Consider the following 19438-nt stretch of genomic DNA (forward strand, 5'->3'; position numbering starts at 1 on the left):
ACCGGGCGCGCCAACCCCGGCTCCATCGGATGAACGACCACGCCCTTGGGGTCGATGAACGCCCTTGGGGGCGCACCATCAGCCAACCCAAGCCCGCACCGTACCTGGTCGGCGCACTGCCCGGGACGACACTGGAGAGTACGGCCAGAGCGGACGAGTCCAGCTCATCGTGTGTCGACGACTTCGGAGCCGACAAGGATGGCGTCACCCGGGACCAGCTCACCTACAGCTGGAAGCTAGGATTCGACAGCCGTAGCGACTACCTGGCGGCGATCAGACGTCTCCGCGCGGAATGGGTAAAACGCGGGCTCGCCGTGAAGGACCTCCCCGGCCCCGAGAAGGGCAGGCCTGGTGGAGGCTTGCCGGGCACCAGCGCCACCGACGACGGAATCGACCTGTCGTTTGGACCGGACGGGACCACCGGCGCCCTGACCGCGCGTGCCGACGGCGGCTGCATTCGGCACTACCGCGGCTGAAGCCCGCTCCCACAGTCAGCCCCGGCTCCACTGGCGTGGTCGCCCGCCCCTGCCGCGGACCCCACCTCGCATGCCGACGCGGCCCGGCCCGCCGGACGACTGCCCAGCCGGGCTCGTGGCACATGGTGGTCCCGCTCGCGCCGTACTCGTCCAGCAGGCCATCATGGAGTGCTGGTTCCACGGCGTCCTCGAACGTGAACTGCTGTTGAAGTAAGCCCCTGGCCGGCAACTTCAAGATGGCGGATCTTCGCCTGGGCTTGGGCGGGGCGGTCGGCACTCGCAGGAAGCAACCTGGTCCTCGGTGACCGCCAGGCGTACGAGCTCGGTGAACTCGGTGTGTTGCCCCGTACGTGGCTGTACCGCTGCTACTCGACCCGCACGAGTCGTCCCGAGGCTCGGTAACGTGTGCGCGACGATCAAGGGGAGGGGTCGGCACGATGACGGGCGGCTTGGCGTGGATCGGCGAGCACTGGTACAGCGGTGCGATCGCCAAAGATGGGATGCTGTCGGACATCTGCCTCACGGCGGTGCGGGGCATGGACCCGGTGGACTTCGTGGTCCGCCTCGGTGCCGACCGCCACATGGCCGAACGGCCCGCATTGTTCAAGGACTTCGACAGGCTGAGCGTGGACCCGGGCGACAGTGTGGCGATGTTCGGCCGCAGCGGCGAGTGGGCGTACGTCCTGGAAATCGAGTGGTCCACCTGGCACCTCGTCTTCCTCGACCGGCTGGGCCAGGACTCCCTGGTGGGGCCGGGCGACGAACTCGTCTGTCTGGATCGCTTCCTGTACGAGTCCCCGTGGGTGTGCTATGTCGACGCAGCCGGCGAAATGAGGTCCATCGAGCCTGGGGAAAGCCTGCTGGAGACCGCGTTCCCGCCTGCGGACCGGCTCGGGGCGTTCGCCGCACTGGATGCGGCCATGCGGCAGGCCGGCGCGGTGCGGGACACCTTCCCCGGCTGCGGTGACCCCGAAGACGAAGACGAGGACGAGGAGTTGGCGAGGCGGCTGTTCGGTGCGGTGGGCGAGCATCTCGGGCTGTCGCTGCCGCGTCGGGAGATCGAGCTGGGGCTGCTGCCCGCGGTGCACCTGCCGTCGCCGCTGTGAACCGGTAGCGGGGGCGCTTGCCCGACCGCGGCCGGCTGCTGAGGAATCCTGCTCTGACCTGCATGTTGGTGGGGGAACGCCCAAGCCTTAGCCCCGGCGATGAGACCTTCGATGGGACGTGGGGCGGGGCGCCACACGACCTCGTCGATCCTCGTCAGCGTCCAGCGCCGGTCAGGCCAGCCGGAGGGGGCCGGAGCCCGGCGATCGACCCGGTGGACATCGAGGCGCTGACGAAGTGCGTCGACCATGGGATCGAGAAGCTGTAGTCGCCTCGTTTACGACGTACTCATCTCATCTATGTCTCATCTATGACGGTTGAAGGGCGCCCGATGGTCATTGGGCGCTGTTTGTTTGCTCTTTCACGCCGTTCTCGGGGCATTGGCGACGCTTTTCGGCCGCGCCGACAATCCCATGGGGATGCACATCGTGCGCGTATGAGTCGGAGGAGGGGCGTCATGGCGTGGAATGTGATGAGGAGGCAGAAACGGGCGAGTCAGGGGAGATGGGTCAGCGTAGGCGTGGCGGCGCTGGTGGGCGGGCTGCTCCCGCCGATGGCCGGCGCTGACAGTGCGGCGGCTCAGCCGGACCCGCGATTCACCTTCACGACTCCGGGCCAGGTCACCTTCACGGTTCCCGGCAGCCCCACTTCCGGCGAACTGCAACTTCTGACCATCAGGGTCTGGGCTTCCGGGGCAGGCGGGGGCGGCGGAGCCGGTGCCGGCGGCGCGGGCGGAGGTGGAGGTGGCGGCAACGCCCTTCTCGCAGCAGGCGGCGGAGGCGGTGGCGGAGGCGGTGGTGGCGGAGGCGGAGCCGCAGGCGGTGGCGGAGGCTCCGGAAGCTTCGCGAAGTGCACCGAGGTGGCTGTCGCCGGCGAAACCCTGACCGTCGTGGTGGGAGCGGGAGGCGCCGGTGGGGGCGCGGGAAGCGGCGGAGGCGGCGGCACCGGCGGCAGCAGTGGCGGTCCCCTCGGCGGCAGTCCCGGCAGCACGGGCACTTCCGGCGCCCTCGGTGGAGCTGGTTCGGCCAGCAGGGTGTCCGTGACCACGGGGGTTGACCTGGCCTTCGCCCCTGGCGGCACCGCCGGCACCAGGGCCGCGACGGGCGGCACGGGCGGAGGCGGCGGCGCTCCCGGGGTGCTCGGCGGGAGCGGCGGGTCCGGCGGCGTCGGTGGGGGCGGCGGCGCCATCACCGGTCCCGGTGGGACGGGTGGCGGCACATCACGTTGCCTGCCTGCTCCCGGTGTCCCGGAGAGCATGATGAACGGCAACGACGGCACCGCCGGCACGGTGGGCAACGCCGGTGGGGCCGGCGCGAGTGGTGCGAGCCGGTCGGGCGGCACGGGCGGCGCCGGCGGAGGCGGCGGCGCGGGCGGCAACGGCGGCAGCGGCGGGGCCGGTGGCACCGCCATCAGCGCCGACGGGTTCACCTTCGGCGCCGGCGGCAGTGGTGGCGCCGGCGGCAACGGCGGCGCGGGCGGCAACGGCGGTACCGGCGCCACCAGCGGCGGCGCTTCCGCTACGAACGGCTCCGCCGGTAGCGACGGGAACAACGGCACTACCGGGAGCGTCGGCGGCGACGGGGCCGTCGTCATCGACGTGGCACCAGTTCCCTAGTCCTCTGATCTAACCGCGGCGAAGAGAGCGGAAGGGGGCCTCACGGATGGATCGTGGGGCGCCGTTCGTTGTGACGTGCTATGCGCTGGAGGTCCCGGATCCGGACAGGACGGATGGCTCCATCGAACCTTGAGGCTGTGTCACCGCATTTCGACCGGTATAAGCCCTGGTCACGAGCGCGCCGATGTTGCGCCGTACCGCTGGTGGCCTGGCGTGGCCCCGACTGGCCGGTTTACCGCCGATGGCCGGTACCGCCGCGATCGGGGCGGTCGCGTATCTGCCGACCAGACCACCGCCATCAAGGAGGGCCGGGCCCCGTCCTCGATGGCGGCATCCTGGCCGACACCGCCTACCGACACCGCCTACCGTCTGCTGCCGGCCTGACGGCCCGACCTCACTTCAGATGCCGGCCGAAGAACCGGTCCCCTTCGCCCACCTCGAACCACGGGGTACCGGCATGCCCGCCCAGATTGGCCTGCAGCGTCTTCTCCTTGCTGCCGAAGGCGTCGAACAGTTCCAGGGCCCGCTGCCGGGGGTCCCATCGTCATCCCACTACAGCAGGAACAGCAGCGGGATGGTGAGCCGAGTGCACCTTCCACAGCTTCTGCCGCGCCACAGGTGTTGCGGCGGCGCGCGTGCGTACGCAGGAGTGGGCCCCAGGCGGACAGCGGGCCGTGCGGGTATCTCGCCGATGCAGTAGGGCAGATGGCCGCGAGCTTGGGCGACGGTCTGGCGACCGCCGCCATCGCCCCCTCGCCGAGGACCTGCAGCCCAGTCTTCGTGTCCTGGTGCGGGGCATAGAGGTGCACCCCCCGGACGGTGTCTTGACCGCGTCCGCCAACACCGTTGTCTCCGGCCGGCATTGGGGCACCGCTACGGACCCCGACCGTCCCCGACCGTCCCCGACCGCAGACCCAGGCTCAGTCGGCCGGGGGCACTGGTGCTGCTGCCTGCGTGCAGTCGTTGCGCGGCGAGGCCAGCGCGAGCAGCTGCGCTATGCCGCGTCCGGCCTGCCGGAACGGCTCCTCCGAGCCGCTCAGGCGGGCGAGTACGTGTGCACCCTGACGGATGGCAAGGATGGAGACGGCCAGGCTGTCGACGTCGACGTCCGGGGAGAGTTCGCCGCGGGCGACGCCCTCGCTGAGCACCCGGACGATTTCCGCCTGGATCCAGGCATAGGTCTCCGCGATCGGTTCGCGCAACTCGTCGTTGGAGGCGACTTCCTCGTCCTGGATGAGCCGGCCGAGGCGGCAGCCGCGTATCACGTGCTCGTCCGGTGCGAGGTACGCCTCGATCTTTTCGTAGGTGGTCGAGGCTGCGGTGAAGCGTTCGGCGACCTCACGCTTCAGCTCCTCTGCCATGCGCTGTTCCGCGGCCAGCGCCAGCCGCGCCTTGCTGTGGAAGTGGTGGTACATGCTGCCCTGCCCGGCCTTGGCAAGGCGCTGCACGGCCGCGGGACTGGTGGCCGAGTAACCACGTTCCCACAGCAGCTGCTTCATGCTGCTGATCAGCCGCTCGCTGGTCCTGTCGTCGCTAACTCCGTTGATCCTGGCCATGGTTGCCAGTCTAACGCCCTATGCGTACAGTCTGTACTTCGAAGTACATTGTACTTTGGAGTACAGCTCCTTCGCGGGCCGGTTCCGGCCGCATCGGGCCAGGGAAAGGCACACTCGACATGACTGTGACGACCGAGTTACCAGGAACGAACACCCCTGCGCAGACCCGCGGGCGCGCAGCCGGACTGGCGCTGCTGGCGGTGTGTCTGGGCTACTTCATGGTGCTGCTCGACGGCAGCGCCCTGAACATCGCACTGCCCTCCATCCAGCAGGACGTCCACGGGACCATGTCCACCCTCCAGTGGCTGGTCAACCTCTACACGATCCCGCTGGCGAGCCTGCTGCTGTCCTCCGGCGCACTCGCGGACCGCGTGGGCTCACGCAAGGTGTTCATGTGGGCCCTGTCCGCCTTCGCGCTGACCTCGCTGCTGTGCGCCCTCAGCCCGAACCTCGGCGTCCTGATCGCCTGCCGCGCCCTCCAAGGCGTGGCGGCCGCAGGAGTCCTGCCGACGACCCTGGCGATCACCGCCCGCAACTACCCCGTCCTGGCCGAACGCGCCAAGGCAATCACGGTATGGGGCGCCACCGGCGGCATCGCCCTCGTCGTCGGCCCGATCGGCGGCGGCCTGCTGACCCAGACCTTCGGCTGGCGGTCCATCTTCCTGGTCAACGTGCCTGTCGGCGCCTTCGCGCTGTGGCTCTCCTGGCGCTACGCGAAGGAAACCGAACGCCGCATGGAGCGCTCCTATGATCTCCTCGGCCAACTCACCGTGATAGCCAGCCTCGGACTCATCGTGGCAGCCCTCATCGAAGGCGGCGCCCGCGGCTGGACCGACCCCTACACCCTGGTACTGGCCGGCGCCGGAGTGCTCGCCCTGGTGGCCTTCGCCCTCGTGGAGAAGCGCGTGGAGGCACCGATGCTGCCCCTGGCGATGTTCCGTCGTCGGGCCTTCTCCGCCGCCATCACTGCAGGGTTCGCCTATCAATTCGGTGCCTTCGGACTGCAGTTCACCATCGCGATCTTCATCGAGGCCCAGTGGGGGTACTCCGCATCGATGGCCGGCATCTTCCTGCTGCCCTTCGCCGTGCTCCTGACCATCGGCACCTCCTTCCTCAACCGAAGGTGGAAGACCCGGGGCATGCGCTGGCTGCTGCTGGTCGGTTCGAGCGTCGCCACGGTCGGCACCGTGCTCTGCCTGGCCGTCGACGGCGAGGGGACATGGCCCATCCTGGCGATCGGCTTCGGTATCACCGGCCTCGGCGGAGGAATCCTGGCACCGAGCATCAACGGCGCCGCCCTCGCCGAAGCGGACAGTCAGTACTCCGGAATCGCCTCCGGCGTCCTCAACACTTTCCGCCAGGTGGGGCTCGCCGTCGGCGTCGCCGTCCTCGGCGCGATCCTGGCCGGCGGAAACCGCGTCGCGGACCTCCGCATCGACCTGGCCATCGGCGCAGCGTGCTTTCTCACCGTTGCGCTCCTGAGCCGACGCTACATCCACCGCTGAAGGCGCCACCCCTCCCAGCCGCTCCCCAGCACCAGCACAAGAGGGAAGCGGCTGGGGTCTGGAGTGCGGTGCGGCAGCTGAACAGGCACCCAGATGGGCCAGTCAGGGCTTGACTGAGGTCAAGGGGGGGGGGAGGGGCAGTGGGGCTTCATAGCTGCTCGAGTTGCCGACATCGCCGCCGGAACCGGACCGCGCCCCACGAGGCCGGGTCGTGGGTGTGCTGCCCGAGGGCGGTAATGAGCCTGCGGGACACCGCTCCCGGGTGCCGGAATTTCCAGTATTTCGGGCTTCTGGGCACCGCCGCCGACAGTGGGGTTGTGGTCGTACTCCTGTGCCCTCGACGACGGGCCAGCGGTGGGCGGGCTTCAGCCGCCGGGGAGGGGCTCGGGGTAGTGCTTGAGGACCTGGGCGGGGTGGTCTTCGTCGGTGGGCCAGAGCACTACGTGGTAGTGGTCCTCGCCTTCCAGTCCGTCTTCGGAGATGGTGTGCAGGCCGTGGGAGTGGATGCGCACGGTGTAGGTGCCGGGGGTGAGGGGGATGCGCGGTAGCTCGTCGTTGAAGTCCTGCATGGAGATCAGCAGGCGTCCGGAGGGGGTCGTAAGGCTGGCCTGGGTGACGTGATCGGCCTGCTGGAGTTCCACGTCGTCGGCCGGGGGCGTGTGGCGTACGTCTACGGTGACGGGAACGTCGAAGGGGCGGGCGGCTCCGATCCCGACGATGCCGGGGGCAGTGTTGATCCAGTTCTCAGCCAGTGTTTCGAACCAGGCGGGTTCGGGTTCGCCCAGGCATGCGTCGTCGTCCTGGATCAGCAGGGTGCAGTAATCGGCGAAGACCTCGAGTTCATGGTGGGAGAGCAGGTCGGGACCGTTCCGGGGTGGGGTAGCGGCCATGTGGAAGAGGGCTCCGTCAGGTAGTGCGTGCAGGGTCTGGGCGAAGGGGATGCGGCTGCGCCTGCACTTCGCGGTCTCGATGGCATGGAGGTTGTCGTCTTCGCAGGACGACCACCGAGAGCGAAGAAGCGTAGGGGGACCAGGCGTTGGTCGTCTCCCGAAGCGCGGCGCGGCGTCGACGCACCTGTCCGCGGCGCGTTACGACGAACTCGTCATCCGCTACGAGGTTACTGTCCAACTTGCCTTGCCTTGCCCTGCCTTGCCTTCATACGGCGATCCCTGTGATCCCATCTCGAACGCCGCCTAGCTTCCGAGGAAGCGGAGTACCGCCAAGACCCGGCGGTTCGTGCCGCTGTCCCGTGGCAGCTGCAGTTTGTCGAATACCGCATTGGTGTACTTTTCCACCGCGCTTTTGGACACGAACAGTTGTTGTGCGATGGCGGTGTTGGTGTGGCCTTGAGCCATGAGTGCCAGGACGGCCCGTTCACGGTCGGTCAACAGACCGAGCTCGTCGGCGTGGCGTGAGCGGGCCAGTAGGCGGCGCACCACCTCCGGGTCGAATACCGTCTCCCCCTCGTTCACCCGCTGCAGTGCGGACAGGAATTCCTCCACTCTCGCGACTCTGTCCTTGAGGAGGTATCCCATGCCCCGGGTGTCTGCTGACAGCAACTCCGCGGCATATCTGTGCTCGACGTACTGCGACAGCACCAGCACCCCCACCTGGGGGTGTTCGGCTCTCAGCCGCAGTGCGGCCCGCAGTCCCTCGTCGGTGTGACTGGGCGGCATGCGTACGTCCAGCACGGCGACGTCCGGCGGCCCGGCGGCGACTGCGGCCAGCAACGCGTCCGCATCGCCGACCGCGGCGGACACTTCATGTCCCTCATCGGCCAGCAGATGGACCAGACCCTCGCGCAGCAACGCCGAGTCTTCGGCAAGCATCAACCGCACGGCAACTCCGCAACCACTCGTGTGGGACCGCCCGGCGGGCTGTCCACGCTCAAGTGTCCGTCCAGGGCACGGATTCGGCGTGCCAACCCGGCCAGCCCCGGGCCGCCGGGGTCGGCGCCGCCACATCCGTCGTCGCGTACCGATACGCGCACCAGGTGGGCCTCCTGGCCGATCTCCACGTCGATCCGACTGGCACCGGCGTGCTTGGCCGCGTTGGTGAGGGCCTCGCGTACCGCGAAATAGGCGGCCGTCTCCACGGCCGCGGCAGGACGCCGTACCAGTTCGCCGCTGATGTGGACCGGGACGGGCGAGCGTTCGGCGTCCTGGGCCAGGGCGTCGCGCAGCCCCCACTCGTCCAGGGTGGAGGGGTACACCCGCCATGCCACCTGGCGCAGTTCCTCCACCGCCCGTTCGGCTTCGGTCTGTGCCTGCCGGTACAGTTCCGCGTTGTCTTTGCGACGCGCTCGTCCGAGCAGCATCGCCACCACGACCAGGCGCTGTTGCAGGCCGTCGTGCAGGTCACGCTCGATGCGGCGCCGTTCGGCGTCCACGGCTTCCACGATTCCCGAACGTGTGGCGGTCAGTTCGTCGATCCTACGGCGCATCCGGGACAGTTCGTCGGGACCGAGGAAGCGGCGCACCAACCGTCGCTCCAACTCGACGACTGCGGCCAGTCCGGCCAGATCGAGGAAGAGCAGGAGCAGGCCGGCAGTCAGGAGGTAACCGACGATCGGCCAGGTGGGGCTCATGCCGTCGACGTCATGACCGGTCAGCCAGCGCGAAAGCCCAGACATGGCGGTCCAGCCGCCTGTGGCCAGCAACAACAGCGTGCCACCGCCGAGTAGCCCGACCGGGATGCGGCACCACAGATACGCGGCAGCGCGGCGCGGTTCGATGCCCTCCGGACGGACGGGCTCCCCGTCGAGCAAGATGGCTACTCGCCGCTGTTCCCACGCGGTCACACCGACCACCGGACCGCTGCGCCGTGCCACGCCCCAGGCGGCCAGGACGGCGAGGGCGGCGCACACCGAGATGGTGCCCAGCACGAGACCGGCGACCGTACGCACGGACCTCATGCGCGGTGCCTGGCGCTCGGGCGGCGACGCAGCCGCACCAGGAACCAACGGGCGACGGCCAGGACCGCCAGCGCCACCACTGCCTTGGACACCATTCCCCCGTACTCCTCCACCAGCCGCCAGTTGCCGCCCAGCCAGTATCCCAACAACACGAACGCGGTGTTCCACACCAGGCTGCCGGCGGCGGTCAGGGCGGTGAAGGCCGGCAGCGGCATGTGTTGGATCCCGGCCGGGAGGGAGATCAGGCTGCGCACCACCGGCACCATGCGCGCCAGCAACACGGCGGCGCGGCCCCGCCGTTCGAACCACGCCTCGGCCCGGTCGATCTCGTGCGGACGGACCAGGGGGATACGGGCGGCGAGCGCTCGGGTGCGGTCACGGCCCAGAAGAGCACCCGCCCCGTACACGATCCATGAGCCGACGAGGGAGCCAACGGTGGTCCAGACGATGACGGCCCACAGGCTCAGTCTGCCCTGACCCGCCGCGAATCCGGCGACGGGAAGGACGACCTCACTGGGGATGAACGGCACAACGGTGTCAACGAGGTTGGTCACTCCCGTGCCGGCGGCACCAAGGACGCCCATGACGTCGACGGCCCACCCGGCGATACCACCGGCGGGTTCGGCTGAGGATGCGAGAAGGGGCGTGGAAGCCGACATGGCGATCATGCCGCTCACGCTAGGCAGTGGGCCAGCGCCACACCATGTGGTTCACCGCCGGCCTCACTGCGGTTTTCCGCAATGGCCTACCGGCCCTGACAGGGCCGGTAGGCCATTGACATCGACCACGCAGCAGTCGTGCGGCGGTGACGGACCGACAGACGACCACGGCAGCTCCCGGCGGCGGACGGCCGGCATGGCGCAGCCAGCCTGCAGTCCCCGGTTGTGACTGGTCATTGAGCGGCCGGCAGCGGCCCGGACTGATCGCGGACTGCGGCACGTTGGCGGGCCTGAGGTCCGGTGGATCACTTTCGCCGCGTGGATGTCGGTGAGGGCGTGGGCGATGCCCCAGGCAGCAGCATCACCTCACCGGTCGGAAGCGGGTCCGTGCTCGATCACCAGGTCCCGTCCCGCAGAGACGGCCCGGCGATGTACGTCGTGGCCGGCCATGGCGCGGAAGGTGGGCCTTTCGGAGAAGGCTGCGCAGAGCCGGCGCCGGCGGTCACCGAAGGCTTTGTCCCACTCATCTGGGGCTGGTGAACGGGGAGTTCGTCGCGAGGACGGTGACCTTGCGCTCCTGCTGCCTTGTGAGAGGAATGCCGCGCCAGATCGTTTAGTGATCGTTTATTGGGGCTCGGCAGGATGTGAAGTGTCGAGATGGATCCTTCGCAGGGGACGGTATGGCCAAGCTGTATCTGGAGAAGCTCAAGTGCGTCACAACTGAGGGCTGGAGCGGCTTCGATGAGCCGAGGCTTGTTGTCCGGGATCGCGGCACTGTGTGGAATGGAACAGTGCGGGGAGATCGGATGTTCACCGTCAGGTACGATTGCGACTTCACGGGGACGATTGCCGTCTCTCTCGGGGAGGCCGGCGCCTCAGGTGGGGACGGTCAGCTCGGTGAGCAGTGGATCACGGATACGCCTGGTGAGCGCAGTCTGCACTTCAGGGCGGATGGTGCCGAGTACAGGCTGCTGTATGCGGTGGAGTAGGCATCTCGACGTGTAGCAGGATGACGCCCGACGGCCCTGCCCGGTGTCCTGGCGTGCAGACTGCAAGGCGCTCAGTCCTGAAGTTGCCTGGACGGGGCTTCTTCGTCTCTGGCTCCGGTCAGTCGTCCTGCTTGTTGTCTTGTCGTCGACGTGCTTGAGCCGCGTGCGAGCCTGGACGACGTCGGGTCCGGTGGCGCCCAGGCGCCGTGTCCCAGTGGGGGTGTGCGTGGACTTGCTCGATGGCATCGAGAAGCCTGGTGCGGAGGTCGACGGAACGCCTTGAGAGGGTGTTCTGCGAGTCCTGGGCGGTTCTCGTAGTGCTTGGAGGAAGGTTGTCCGGTTCCGGGGCTTGCGGTTCGCCGCCGTTGCGGTGCGCTGGTGGACATGGGTGGGCGTCCCCCCGTACCCGAGTGATCTGTCGGATGAAGCCTGGGAGCTGATCCGGCCGGTCATCACCGCCTGGAAGGTGAAGCGTCCCTCGGTCAGCGGGCGCCAGGGCCGGTACGAGATACGCGAGATCGTCAACGCCATCCTCTATCAGGCGCGCACCGGTTGCCAGTGGCGCTGCTCCCGCATGACCTTCCGCCCAAGAGCGCGGTGTACTACTACTTCGCTCTCTGACGCTACGACGGCACGGCCGAGAACATCCACGAACTGCTGCGCTGGCAGGTCCGAGAGATGCGTAAGCGGTGCGAGGACCCACCGCCGTCGTCCTGGACGCCCAGACCGTGCGGGCCTCGACCAACGTACCCAGGGACACCACCGGACTGGATCCGGGCAAAAAGAGCCCAGGCAGCAAAAGAGGCATCGCCACCGACGTCCTCGGCCTGGTCATTGAAGTTGTCGTGGCTGCCGCGAGCGTCCACGACAACGCCATCGGCATCACGTTGCTGGACAAGGTAGCCGCGAGTGCTCCCACGGTGACCAAGGCGTGGGTGGACGCCGGTTTCAAGAACGCCGCCGTCGAGCATGCCACCCGCCTCGGCATCGACGTCGAGATCGCGCAACGCGAGCCCGGCGCAAGAGGGTTCACCCCGGAGCCCAAGCGGTGGTGGTCGAACAGACCTACGGCACCCTTATGCAACACCGGCGAGTCGCACGTGACTACGAGACCAAGCCAGCCAGCTCGGTAGCGGTGATCCACTGGTCCATGACCGATGTCATGCTCCGCCCGCTCACTCACCGAGCAACTCACCGCCGCCAGGCACCTTGAAACGCCTGGAGATCACCCGACAGACACTCCTGGAACTGGCCACCGAGGACGGCACCCACCGCCCGAGCCGCTGCCCGCCGGATATAGCAAGGTCCTGGCCGCCATCGAGAACGCCGAGGAAGGACTCCGTGCCAGGGACGTCTGCCAGGCACTCGGTCCGGGCACCGAGCCGCGGCACACCGAAGGCACCCGTGCCAAGCTGAAGCGCCTGGTGAACCGCGGCGTGCTCACCGAACCCGAGCCCGGCCTGTTCACCCTCATCAAGCCGACACTGAACGACACAGAAACCAACTCAAGCTGAATGAGGCGAAGGCCCGCGTTCGGTATGGGCAGCACCGAGCCCGCCGCTTTGGGCCGTAGGCAGGCGGGGCCTCCGTCAGGAGGTCCCGCCTGATCGGGTTCGGGTGGGTCAGAAGCGCACTGTGCGGTCTCGGGTGACTGTCGGGACGGCGATCACGGCATCGAATGCCTCAGGGACTGGGGTGCTCAGGTGAGAGCTCTGGAACCGGATCCCGTTGAGCAGTGGTGCCCCCTGGGCATCACGCGGTGCGTGGCGCAGGTCGGTCAAGGTGATCTGGTCGGCGAGTCCGGAGTCGGCGAGGGCGGCCTCGACGCTGCCGGGTGCGGCAGGCTCAAGGTGGGCTTCGGCGAGGGTGAAGCCGACCGCGGCGCTTGGGTCGGGATACATCTCCGGCACATGGTCTGCTGTGTGGACGAGGGCCACTGCGCGGTAGTCCTGGCCGAGCATCCGGTGGAGGTGCTGGCCCATGGGAAGTGTGGTGAGGCCGCCGGCAAACTCCAAAGAAAACGCCGTCTTGTGGATGTGGTTGTTGTGTGCCGCAAGGACGATCCGGGACCCCGGTTCTGTGTGATCAAGATGCCAGCGCACGGATTCGGCCATGTAGATCTCTCGCACCGACAGGTCCGCCGTCAAACCCCGGCCGGACAGCAGGGCGTTCATCGCCTGGTACATGTAGTCGGTGTGGCAGGCTGCTTCCACCCGGCGCCTGGCGATGTCGAAGTGGCTCTGGCTGCTGCGGGAGACGTGGAGCGGCTCGGCGGCGCGCAGCCGCAGCAGCAGGCGCGCCAGTGTGGCGGTTAGTTCGTTCTGCTCGTCGGCAGGCAGGGCCGCCCACGCGGGTCCGGCCGCGGCGCCGGAGCCGCAGTCCTTGAGGAACCGGTCGCTGACCTCAAGGACCGTATCGACGAGGGGCAGTGCGTCGGGGTCGACCTCGCGCAGGTAGTCGGCCACGGGCTCCAGGGCGGGGCGTAGTGCGCCGCCGGCTTCGGGGACGTCGATGCCGGCGAAGCGCAAGGGGTGGGCGCTGGTGCGGTTGTGGTGGCGCAGCCAGTTCATGAGGTCTGCGGCGCCCCATTCGGCGGCGGCACGGCTGACGTTCGCCAGGTCGCCGTCATCGCCCTCGCCCTGCAGCCAGCGGTCGAGGGGGAAGGCTTCACTGAAGCCGAACTCCATGGCGAAGACGGTGAATCCACAGCGTTCGGCGAGAAAGCGGAGCACCCGCTGGCGTGCGCGGGAGAACTCTTCGACGAAGTGGGCGCCCTCACCGATCGCGATGACCCGAGCGTCGCCGACGATCTCCCGGAGCACTTCGAGGTCGTCGAGGGGCTGCTGCGGATCAAGAGTGGTCAGGGTGGTGGAGTGCATGCGGAACCAATCGGCAAGCACGGCACGGGGAGAACAAGAAGAAGGCTGAACAGGCACAGCTGGAGCTCATTTCTCGGCTCGGAGGTTCAGGACACAGCCGCCTGTCCGCATGCGGGCGGACGCGGCGACGCGACGATGCGCAGACGCAACCGGCACCGGGCCATTGGCCAACGGCGCGCTGCGTCTGTCGACGAACCCCGTCAGAGAAAGTTGCTGAAGACTGCCATGGTCGAAAAACTAACACTGGGCGTCGCACACGGGCACGCGAATTTTCCGGTGCTTGATCGCGTGGCCGGGGGCTCCCTCGCAGGCTTATGTGAGTTGATGCCCGTTACGGGGGTTGGTGTTGGGTCGGGCCCGCTGGCTCTGGGGTTCGGTGCCGGGCTGCGGGCGCGGCTGGGTGAACAAGCCCGGCTCGGTCTCGATGAGTTCCACCCACCGACCAGCCGGGTTACCGCTACGAAACGACGAATAGCACCCATCAACCTATATATCGCCCTCTGAGGTTAGCGGCGGCCTGTTGGATGCCGTGTTGCGGCTGCACCAGGTTGTCTGGGAAGTCGTCGCTCGCCTTGTCGGATTTGACTCTGAGTATCGAACGTGGATGCGCTTCCCGGGGGCGGGGCGCCCTGTCAGGCCGGGTGGCCGGATCGCTCCCTTGCCGGTGTCTCCGCGCCTATGTCACACAGAGTGGGGCGGGGCGATGGGAGAGGGGGACTCTGCGTGTCCGTGCTGGATGATGGCCATGGTGAGCCGTCGGATTGGGCTGTGGAGCGGTTCGGGCGGCATGCCGGCAGACTCGTCGAGGCGATCCCGGAGCAGTTGGCCAGGGCTCATGCGCGGGCTCACGCGGCTCATCTGACCGCGGGGCTGAAGAAGCGCGGGCCTTATGGGGCGACCTTGTCGGAGGCGGTGCGGGAGCACTTGGCGGACTTCGCTCGTGAGTTGGGTCAGGCTGTGCGTGATGTGCGTGGGTTCGAGTACGCCGTCATCAATGAGCATGCGCTGTTCCCGTACAAATACGCTGACCGACCTCGGCCGCTGCATCGCGCACGGTTGGCTTCCAATGCTTCGCCTACCCGGCGCCGGTTGTTGCTGAGTCATGGGCCCGAGCCGCAGGAGGGCCTGTTTCCCCTCGAAGAGGATTTCACGACCGAGGAGTACGAGGAACTGCACGAGACCTTCGAGGCGTTGGGGGCTTCGACGAAGCTCGTATCGCTATTCTTCACGGCCGCGCCGGAGAGCGGCATCCATGTCGTCCATTGGGGAGACGCGCGGCTTGAGCCGGATCGCACCTTCACCTGGTTGCACAGCGAGCAGCTTCGCGTAGCTCCGGTGCGCCTTGAATGAACGGGCTTGAGGTTGGCTCTTCCGGTTCTCGGATCACGACGAATTGGATGACCATCTCCTGGACCTCATCGAAGGCATCATCGACGAGGAGGAGCAGCGTCTACCACTCCTGACCCTGCGCGAGGCACACGTCACGCGCCACGGTCCAACTCCTGCAGCTGATGGCCGCGGAGTCCGACGACGCGGCTTTCGCGGCGCGGCATCTGGCGGGGAACTTGGGTCGTCGACTGCCAGCTGCAGATTGAGCGTGCGGAACGCCCGCAGGTCCAGACGTGCGGACTCCTGCTCGGTAATGCTCGATCAACCGTTGCCGCTGGTCCTGGCTGGAAGTGGCTTGATCCCGCGAAGGCCCGTTGACCGTGAATTGATCTTCGATAGGTTGACGCGCGGCAGGTTTGCCCCTTCGTTTCCTATTCAAGGAGTTCTCGTGTCGTATGGCGCTATACGCCTCGCTCTGGCCGCTCTGACGGCCGTCGGCCTCTCGACTTCCGCCGCCCCCGCCGCCACGGCCTCCGACGCGTCAAACGCGTGCCGCAAGGGCGAGTTCTGCCTCTTCAGCGGACCGCACCAGACCGGGCAAGTCCTCTACCGCCTCAACGTCAAGGTCACCAAAGCCGGCTTCACCTTTCCCGAGGTCGACTCGTTCGACCCGGTGATCAAGCCCCTGTCGGCACGCAACCCGATTCCCGACACCTTCGGCTGCATCGTGCGCCTCAACGACAAGGCGCACTTCGCCGGTTCCGAGCAGGAGATCGACGGCTTCGGCGACAAGGAACTGAGCGGCGCGCCCGTCGCCTCGATGACGCCCGACTGCGGCTGATCCAAACCGCGCCGCCCAGCGGGCCCTTGCGGAGCACACTGGCTGGTCGGCTCCAGACCGAAGCCGACCAGCCGGCCCAGATGCCAGGGATTCGACATCACGGTTCTCCGCGGCCTGGGGTGGCGAAAGGCTGTCCCGCAACTGATCACGTGAGTCGACAGCTCTCCGCCGCACGGCGAGGATGCGGGGGCAGGCATCCATTCGTCCGTGACATCGGGGCGGGCCGTGAACTGTCGTATCGAGCGCAGGTGTCGGCGCTGCTTGAGGACTCGCCGCTCACGTCGGAGGCGATCATCAGGGATGTGCGCCAGTGCTCTCTCACGGTGAGGAGGCGCTGGCCTTCGACACCATGTGCTCGTTGGTGTGATCGCGGCGTCCGAGCCGTCCTGGATAGCCCCGTTCGCCGGGCTGAGCCCGCTGCAGTTCGCCAAGCCGCTCACCGCGCTGCGGCGCGACAGTGCCGACCCGGTCCGCAAGGGTTGGTCCTGGAGCCTGCCGCTGGGGGACCGGGTCCTGTTGGTCGCCGCATAGTGGCGCACCAAACTGCCGCTGCGCCAGCTCGCCCCGCTGTTCGGCATCTCGAAGGCCGCGGCCGGCCGCATCATTAAGCGCCTCTGACCTCGGCTCGCGCTCCGGCCCCGCAAGCAAGCGATTCCGCCAATGCACCGTGCTCATTGTGGACGACACCCTGGTGCCCACCCGCGACCACGAGGTGGCCGGGAAGTCGAAGACATCTCATGTCGCTGGTTGGTCAAGCTGAGGGCTCACGCGGCGAGAGCCACGGGCCCCGTGAAGGCGCGATCGGGGTCGTAGTGGGTCTGCTTCTGGAGGCAGTGGTAGAGACAGCCCAGCAACTTGTTGAACAGGTTTCTCAGTGCTGCTGTGTGACGCTCTCCGCCACGGTTCGGGCCACGACGACGTGGCTTCGCCCTGAGGCCCGCGTGACGGGAGCCGCGCCGGCGTACGCCTTCATCGCCCGTGCGTCCGCGAAGCGTTCGCGATCATCGCCGAGCTCGGCGAGGACCCGTGCCCCGGACGGGACGGATAGCCCCGGGAAGCTGGTGATGATGTCCGCGTCCGGGTGGGCGAGGATTGCCTCCTCGGTTACTGATGCAAGCTGGGCGACGCTGGTGCAAGCCGCATCCAGCTGTTGGAGGAGAGCTGCCGCCTGGTGTCCCATGGCCCGTTCGACCTGGGGTAGTTGGTGGAGGCAGTCCGCCCGGAAGATCTCCCGGCGCCTTGCGAGAGCACGCACCAGGCGCCGCTCCTTCCTCCACGGAGATCCATCAGAGGCGCCCTAACCTGGCGAACCTATTCGATCAACGCACGAGCAGCTCCGTGTGCTCGGCGACGCGTTCCGGGCAGGCTGCAGAACGCGGCGACCTGATCCAGGTGGAGACCGCCGTCCTCGGGGCGTCTGACGGCTGCGGGTCGCCCGGGTACGACAGCGCGGACGCCCCGCCCATCGGCTGTGCGTCCGCGGTCACTCCTGTCAGGCGTGCTGCCGCGCTTCCGCGCTGCGCGCCATTTCGAGCAGGTCCTCCATCTGCCGGCGGAGCTTCGTCATTTCCGGGGAGGGGTGCTCCCGTTCCAGCTTGCGCATCTTCTCCAGCTGCTGCTCGATCTCGGCGGAGCTGCCGCCGGCCGGGGCCGAGTCCTCATCCTCACCGGCCTCGCGCTGCTTTGCCGACTGCAGCTCGCTGACGGCCCGCTCCAGGTCCTTGGGCTTGACCGTCTTGGCGCCGGACGGAGCCTCGAACGCGGGGGCCTCGCCCTTGAGCTCGATGGACAGCGGAAGCTCTCCGTCGACCTTCTTGTTGTCGTCCGCGAACTGGGCCAGGTTCAGGGTCAGTTCGGAGACGGTGCCGTCCTTGATGGCAATGTCGAGCGTGATGTCCTTCTCGGGGACGTCCTTGACACTGTCCTTCAGGGAGCCGAGGGACGGGTTCTTCTCCGCGATCGGCTCCAGCCCCTTGGCCAGGGTCGTCATGGCCTTCCTCGCGGGCACGGTGGCCGTCACGTGGTCCGCGCCGCCCTTGCTGCCCGCGTCCTGGAGGTCGGCGTTGTCGATGAACGCCTTCTCGAAGGCGTCCATCACCTTCTTCTGGTCCTCGACCTTGAGCTGGGTGGCGGGGCCGGCGCCGGGGCCGCCGAGGCCGGGCTGCTTCTTCTTCGCGAACTCCTCGAAGTCCTTGACGTCGTAGGCCACCCACTGCCCGCTCATCATCTCCTTGAGGGGCGACGGCAGCTTGTCCAGCTCGCCCTTCTGGCGCGCGAGGTTCGCGCTGCCCTGCGGCGTCAGCTTGGCGAGGCGCTGGAAGTCCATGCGCTGGTACATCTTCTTGCCGTCGGAACGGATGTCCACGACGGGCTGTCCGCCATCCACCGCGAACACATATCCGCTCGGGATGTGGACGCCTGCCTGCGGGTCCTTGAAGACGTCCTTGACCGGCTTGTCGGGGGCCGACCACACGGAGAGCCTGAGGCCGGCCATGATCTTGGCGTAGTCACGCTGGAAGCCCTTGGTGTTCTTCAGTGCGGACCAGATCTGCTGCTCGTTCGCCGAGATCCGGAACTCCGCGGTGAGCGCCTTTCGCTCACCCAGTTTCTGGAATCCCTGCTGGACCTTGGTGCCTGCACTGACCTTCTCGAACGGGCCGCATGCGGCGGATGCGGTGGATATCAGGGCCACACAGCCGATGGCGGCCAGGCCCTTGCGGTTGATGGAGATGGTTCTGCTCCTGCTCGGTGCGGTTGGTACCGGTATAGGAGACCAGAGTGGAAGCGAGAAGGTTGTACGCGCCAGCGGATTTTGTCCGGTGCGCGGCACACCGTACTGGAGCTGTCCCGACCACGATGCGCCGCAACTGCTGCCCTTCTTGGTCGGCAGTCTGTGTACCCGGACGGTCTCTGCCCACAGCACCTCCCCTGTCGGACCGGATGTCCCCTCAGAGGCAGTTGTGTGAGCCTTTGTCAGCCCGGTCGGTCCTCGTCGGAGGGTGCCTGCTCAGATGGGAAGAAGATCCGGCTGAGGAGGTACGGTGCGCGGCCCGGCTTTGGCTGGTTGGCGAGTAGGGGGCCCAGAATCGCGAGCAACTTGTGGTTCATCTCGGCGAGTTCGTCCGGGCTGAGCCAGAGGGTGCCCTGGCGATAGGAGACCGAGTCGACGACGGGGTCGGCGCCGTCGCGGTCGAGGTAGGCGTTGAACTCCGCGATCAGCACGGCCATGGCGGCGGCGAAGCCTCGGCGGTGGTCGTCCAGCGACATCGCGGCAGCCGCGTCGGTGTCGACCACGGGGCGGTCCTGGCGCAGCCGATAGTGCCGCTCGACGGCGCCGCGCACCCGCTGCTCCGCGGCGACCTCCAGGAAGCCCGCCTCGGTCAGCAGGGCGACGTGCCGGTACATGGTCACCTTCGGCACCTCGGGCATGCGCGCGCACAGCTGCGAGGTGGTCAGCACCCGGCCGCCGGCAAGCGCGTGCACCACGCGCAGACGCACCGGGTGGAGAAGCAGGTCGACCGTGTCCATGACCCTACTGTTTCACATGCGATACCGTTATCGAAATTGAAAA

18 protein-coding genes and 4 pseudogenes are annotated in these 19438 nt (G+C 67.8%); 12 read left to right on the forward strand and 10 right to left on the reverse strand.

The window, feature by feature from the left end; translation table 11 throughout:
- The first annotated feature begins 29 nt into the window (after nucleotides 1–29).
- From ACRAS8_RS35935 to ACRAS8_RS35950, 4 genes are all read left to right on the forward strand, one after another.
- Nucleotides 30–476, forward strand: coding sequence for a hypothetical protein (locus ACRAS8_RS35935; RefSeq protein ID WP_438490220.1), 447 nt, complete (start codon nucleotides 30–32; stop codon nucleotides 474–476).
- 70 nt (nucleotides 477–546) lie between these two features.
- Nucleotides 547–690: a hypothetical protein gene (locus ACRAS8_RS35940; protein ID WP_438490221.1), complete on the forward strand. Its 144-nt coding sequence runs from the start codon at nucleotides 547–549 to the stop codon at nucleotides 688–690.
- A 223-nt stretch (nucleotides 691–913) separates the two neighbouring features.
- On the forward strand, nucleotides 914–1582 hold the full coding sequence (locus tag ACRAS8_RS35945) for a hypothetical protein (protein ID WP_438490222.1): 669 nt from the start codon (nucleotides 914–916) through the stop codon (nucleotides 1580–1582).
- A gap of 1037 nt (nucleotides 1583–2619) precedes the next feature.
- A complete protein-coding gene (locus tag ACRAS8_RS35950; protein WP_438490223.1) occupies nucleotides 2620–3195 on the forward strand; it encodes a hypothetical protein in 576 nt (191 codons plus the stop codon).
- Between the two features lie 394 nt (nucleotides 3196–3589).
- Here the strand turns inward: ACRAS8_RS35950 and ACRAS8_RS35955 are convergent.
- Together ACRAS8_RS35955 and ACRAS8_RS35960 are read right to left on the reverse strand one after the other, a co-directional pair.
- A pseudogene (locus tag ACRAS8_RS35955) lies at nucleotides 3590–3780 on the reverse strand (alpha/beta hydrolase); the annotation flags it as partial.
- 335 nt (nucleotides 3781–4115) lie between these two features.
- Nucleotides 4116–4751 carry a TetR/AcrR family transcriptional regulator gene (locus tag ACRAS8_RS35960; protein ID WP_438490224.1) on the reverse strand — a complete coding sequence of 212 codons (636 nt, stop codon included), beginning with the start codon at nucleotides 4749–4751 and terminating at the stop codon, nucleotides 4116–4118.
- A gap of 119 nt (nucleotides 4752–4870) precedes the next feature.
- On the opposite strand from ACRAS8_RS35960, the gene ACRAS8_RS35965 reads away from it, so the two are divergent.
- Complete coding sequence (locus ACRAS8_RS35965) at nucleotides 4871–6256, forward strand: MFS transporter (protein WP_438490225.1); 1386 nt, start codon at nucleotides 4871–4873, stop codon at nucleotides 6254–6256.
- Between the two features lie 365 nt (nucleotides 6257–6621).
- Here the strand turns inward: ACRAS8_RS35965 and ACRAS8_RS35970 are convergent, their stop codons facing one another.
- The 4 genes from ACRAS8_RS35970 to ACRAS8_RS35985 form a co-directional block, all read right to left on the reverse strand.
- Nucleotides 6622–7146 carry a hypothetical protein gene (locus ACRAS8_RS35970; RefSeq protein WP_438490226.1) on the reverse strand — a complete coding sequence of 175 codons (525 nt, stop codon included), beginning with the start codon at nucleotides 7144–7146 and terminating at the stop codon, nucleotides 6622–6624.
- A 303-nt stretch (nucleotides 7147–7449) separates the two neighbouring features.
- Nucleotides 7450–8085: a response regulator gene (locus ACRAS8_RS35975; RefSeq protein WP_438490227.1), complete on the reverse strand. Its 636-nt coding sequence runs from the start codon at nucleotides 8083–8085 to the stop codon at nucleotides 7450–7452.
- Complete coding sequence (locus ACRAS8_RS35980) at nucleotides 8085–9170, reverse strand: sensor histidine kinase (RefSeq protein ID WP_438490228.1); 1086 nt, start codon at nucleotides 9168–9170, stop codon at nucleotides 8085–8087. Before ACRAS8_RS35980 ends, ACRAS8_RS35975 begins: the two co-directional genes overlap by 1 nt.
- Nucleotides 9167–9838, reverse strand: coding sequence for a DedA family protein (locus tag ACRAS8_RS35985; RefSeq protein WP_438490229.1), 672 nt, complete (start codon nucleotides 9836–9838; stop codon nucleotides 9167–9169). Before ACRAS8_RS35985 ends, ACRAS8_RS35980 begins: the two co-directional genes overlap by 4 nt.
- A gap of 671 nt (nucleotides 9839–10509) precedes the next feature.
- Between ACRAS8_RS35985 and ACRAS8_RS35990 the strand changes: the two genes are divergently transcribed.
- The 4 genes and pseudogenes from ACRAS8_RS35990 to ACRAS8_RS36005 all read left to right on the forward strand — a co-directional run bounded on the left by ACRAS8_RS35990 (nucleotide 10510) and on the right by ACRAS8_RS36005 (nucleotide 12332).
- The gene (locus ACRAS8_RS35990; protein ID WP_438490230.1) at nucleotides 10510–10818 is read left to right on the forward strand and encodes a hypothetical protein; all 309 of its coding nucleotides are present in this window, start codon (nucleotides 10510–10512) and stop codon (nucleotides 10816–10818) included.
- A gap of 388 nt (nucleotides 10819–11206) precedes the next feature.
- Nucleotides 11207–11398: pseudogene (locus ACRAS8_RS35995) on the forward strand (transposase); the annotation flags it as partial.
- A gap of 109 nt (nucleotides 11399–11507) precedes the next feature.
- Nucleotides 11508–11951 (forward strand): transposase, encoded by a 444-nt coding sequence (locus ACRAS8_RS36000; protein WP_438490231.1) that lies wholly within the window; start codon nucleotides 11508–11510, stop codon nucleotides 11949–11951.
- 24 nt (nucleotides 11952–11975) lie between these two features.
- On the forward strand, nucleotides 11976–12332 hold the full coding sequence (locus ACRAS8_RS36005) for a hypothetical protein (protein ID WP_438490232.1): 357 nt from the start codon (nucleotides 11976–11978) through the stop codon (nucleotides 12330–12332).
- A 108-nt stretch (nucleotides 12333–12440) separates the two neighbouring features.
- Here ACRAS8_RS36005 and ACRAS8_RS36010 read toward each other — a convergent pair whose 3' ends face one another.
- Complete coding sequence (locus ACRAS8_RS36010) at nucleotides 12441–13697, reverse strand: erythromycin esterase family protein (protein WP_438490233.1); 1257 nt, start codon at nucleotides 13695–13697, stop codon at nucleotides 12441–12443.
- Between the two features lie 723 nt (nucleotides 13698–14420).
- Here ACRAS8_RS36010 and ACRAS8_RS36015 point away from each other — a divergent pair.
- The 3 genes and pseudogenes from ACRAS8_RS36015 to ACRAS8_RS36025 all read left to right on the forward strand — a co-directional run.
- Nucleotides 14421–15047 carry a hypothetical protein gene (locus tag ACRAS8_RS36015; RefSeq protein ID WP_438490234.1) on the forward strand — a complete coding sequence of 209 codons (627 nt, stop codon included), beginning with the start codon at nucleotides 14421–14423 and terminating at the stop codon, nucleotides 15045–15047.
- A 427-nt stretch (nucleotides 15048–15474) separates the two neighbouring features.
- The gene (locus ACRAS8_RS36020) at nucleotides 15475–15867 is read left to right on the forward strand and encodes a hypothetical protein (protein WP_438490235.1); all 393 of its coding nucleotides are present in this window, start codon (nucleotides 15475–15477) and stop codon (nucleotides 15865–15867) included.
- A 351-nt stretch (nucleotides 15868–16218) separates the two neighbouring features.
- A pseudogene (locus ACRAS8_RS36025) lies at nucleotides 16219–16597 on the forward strand (helix-turn-helix domain-containing protein); the annotation flags it as partial.
- A 34-nt stretch (nucleotides 16598–16631) separates the two neighbouring features.
- Here ACRAS8_RS36025 and ACRAS8_RS36030 read toward each other — a convergent pair.
- The 3 genes and pseudogenes from ACRAS8_RS36030 to ACRAS8_RS36040 form a co-directional block, all read right to left on the reverse strand.
- A pseudogene (locus ACRAS8_RS36030) lies at nucleotides 16632–17131 on the reverse strand (transposase); the annotation flags it as partial.
- A 228-nt stretch (nucleotides 17132–17359) separates the two neighbouring features.
- Nucleotides 17360–18559 (reverse strand): hypothetical protein, encoded by a 1200-nt coding sequence (locus ACRAS8_RS36035; protein ID WP_438490236.1) that lies wholly within the window; start codon nucleotides 18557–18559, stop codon nucleotides 17360–17362.
- A 281-nt stretch (nucleotides 18560–18840) separates the two neighbouring features.
- Entirely contained in the window at nucleotides 18841–19395 is a 555-nt protein-coding gene (locus tag ACRAS8_RS36040) for a helix-turn-helix domain-containing protein (RefSeq protein ID WP_438490237.1), read from the reverse strand.
- Between the last annotated feature and the right edge of the window lie 43 nt (nucleotides 19396–19438).

Origin of the sequence: Streptomyces sp. S186 (assembly GCF_051603415.1) — a bacterium.
GTDB lineage: Bacteria > Actinomycetota > Actinomycetes > Streptomycetales > Streptomycetaceae > Streptomyces.

Excerpts from the sequence above, each read along its gene's own strand:
- ACRAS8_RS35935 (WP_438490220.1), top strand. The coding sequence starts at position 30 with ATGAACGACCACGCCCTTGGGGTCGATGAACGCCCTTGGGGGCGCACC.
- ACRAS8_RS35940 (WP_438490221.1), top strand. The coding sequence starts at position 547 with ATGCCGACGCGGCCCGGCCCGCCGGACGACTGCCCAGCCGGGCTCGTG.
- ACRAS8_RS35945 (WP_438490222.1), top strand. The coding sequence starts at position 914 with ATGACGGGCGGCTTGGCGTGGATCGGCGAGCACTGGTACAGCGGTGCG.
- ACRAS8_RS35960 (WP_438490224.1), bottom strand. The coding sequence starts at position 4,751 with ATGGCCAGGATCAACGGAGTTAGCGACGACAGGACCAGCGAGCGGCTG.
- ACRAS8_RS35965 (WP_438490225.1), top strand. The coding sequence starts at position 4,871 with ATGACTGTGACGACCGAGTTACCAGGAACGAACACCCCTGCGCAGACC.
- ACRAS8_RS35970 (WP_438490226.1), bottom strand. The coding sequence starts at position 7,146 with ATGGCCGCTACCCCACCCCGGAACGGTCCCGACCTGCTCTCCCACCAT.
- ACRAS8_RS35975 (WP_438490227.1), bottom strand. The coding sequence starts at position 8,085 with ATGCTTGCCGAAGACTCGGCGTTGCTGCGCGAGGGTCTGGTCCATCTG.
- ACRAS8_RS35980 (WP_438490228.1), bottom strand. The coding sequence starts at position 9,170 with ATGAGGTCCGTGCGTACGGTCGCCGGTCTCGTGCTGGGCACCATCTCG.
- ACRAS8_RS35985 (WP_438490229.1), bottom strand. The coding sequence starts at position 9,838 with ATGATCGCCATGTCGGCTTCCACGCCCCTTCTCGCATCCTCAGCCGAA.
- ACRAS8_RS35990 (WP_438490230.1), top strand. The coding sequence starts at position 10,510 with ATGGCCAAGCTGTATCTGGAGAAGCTCAAGTGCGTCACAACTGAGGGC.
- ACRAS8_RS36005 (WP_438490232.1), top strand. The coding sequence starts at position 11,976 with ATGTCATGCTCCGCCCGCTCACTCACCGAGCAACTCACCGCCGCCAGG.
- ACRAS8_RS36010 (WP_438490233.1), bottom strand. The coding sequence starts at position 13,697 with ATGCACTCCACCACCCTGACCACTCTTGATCCGCAGCAGCCCCTCGAC.
- ACRAS8_RS36040 (WP_438490237.1), bottom strand. The coding sequence starts at position 19,395 with ATGGACACGGTCGACCTGCTTCTCCACCCGGTGCGTCTGCGCGTGGTG.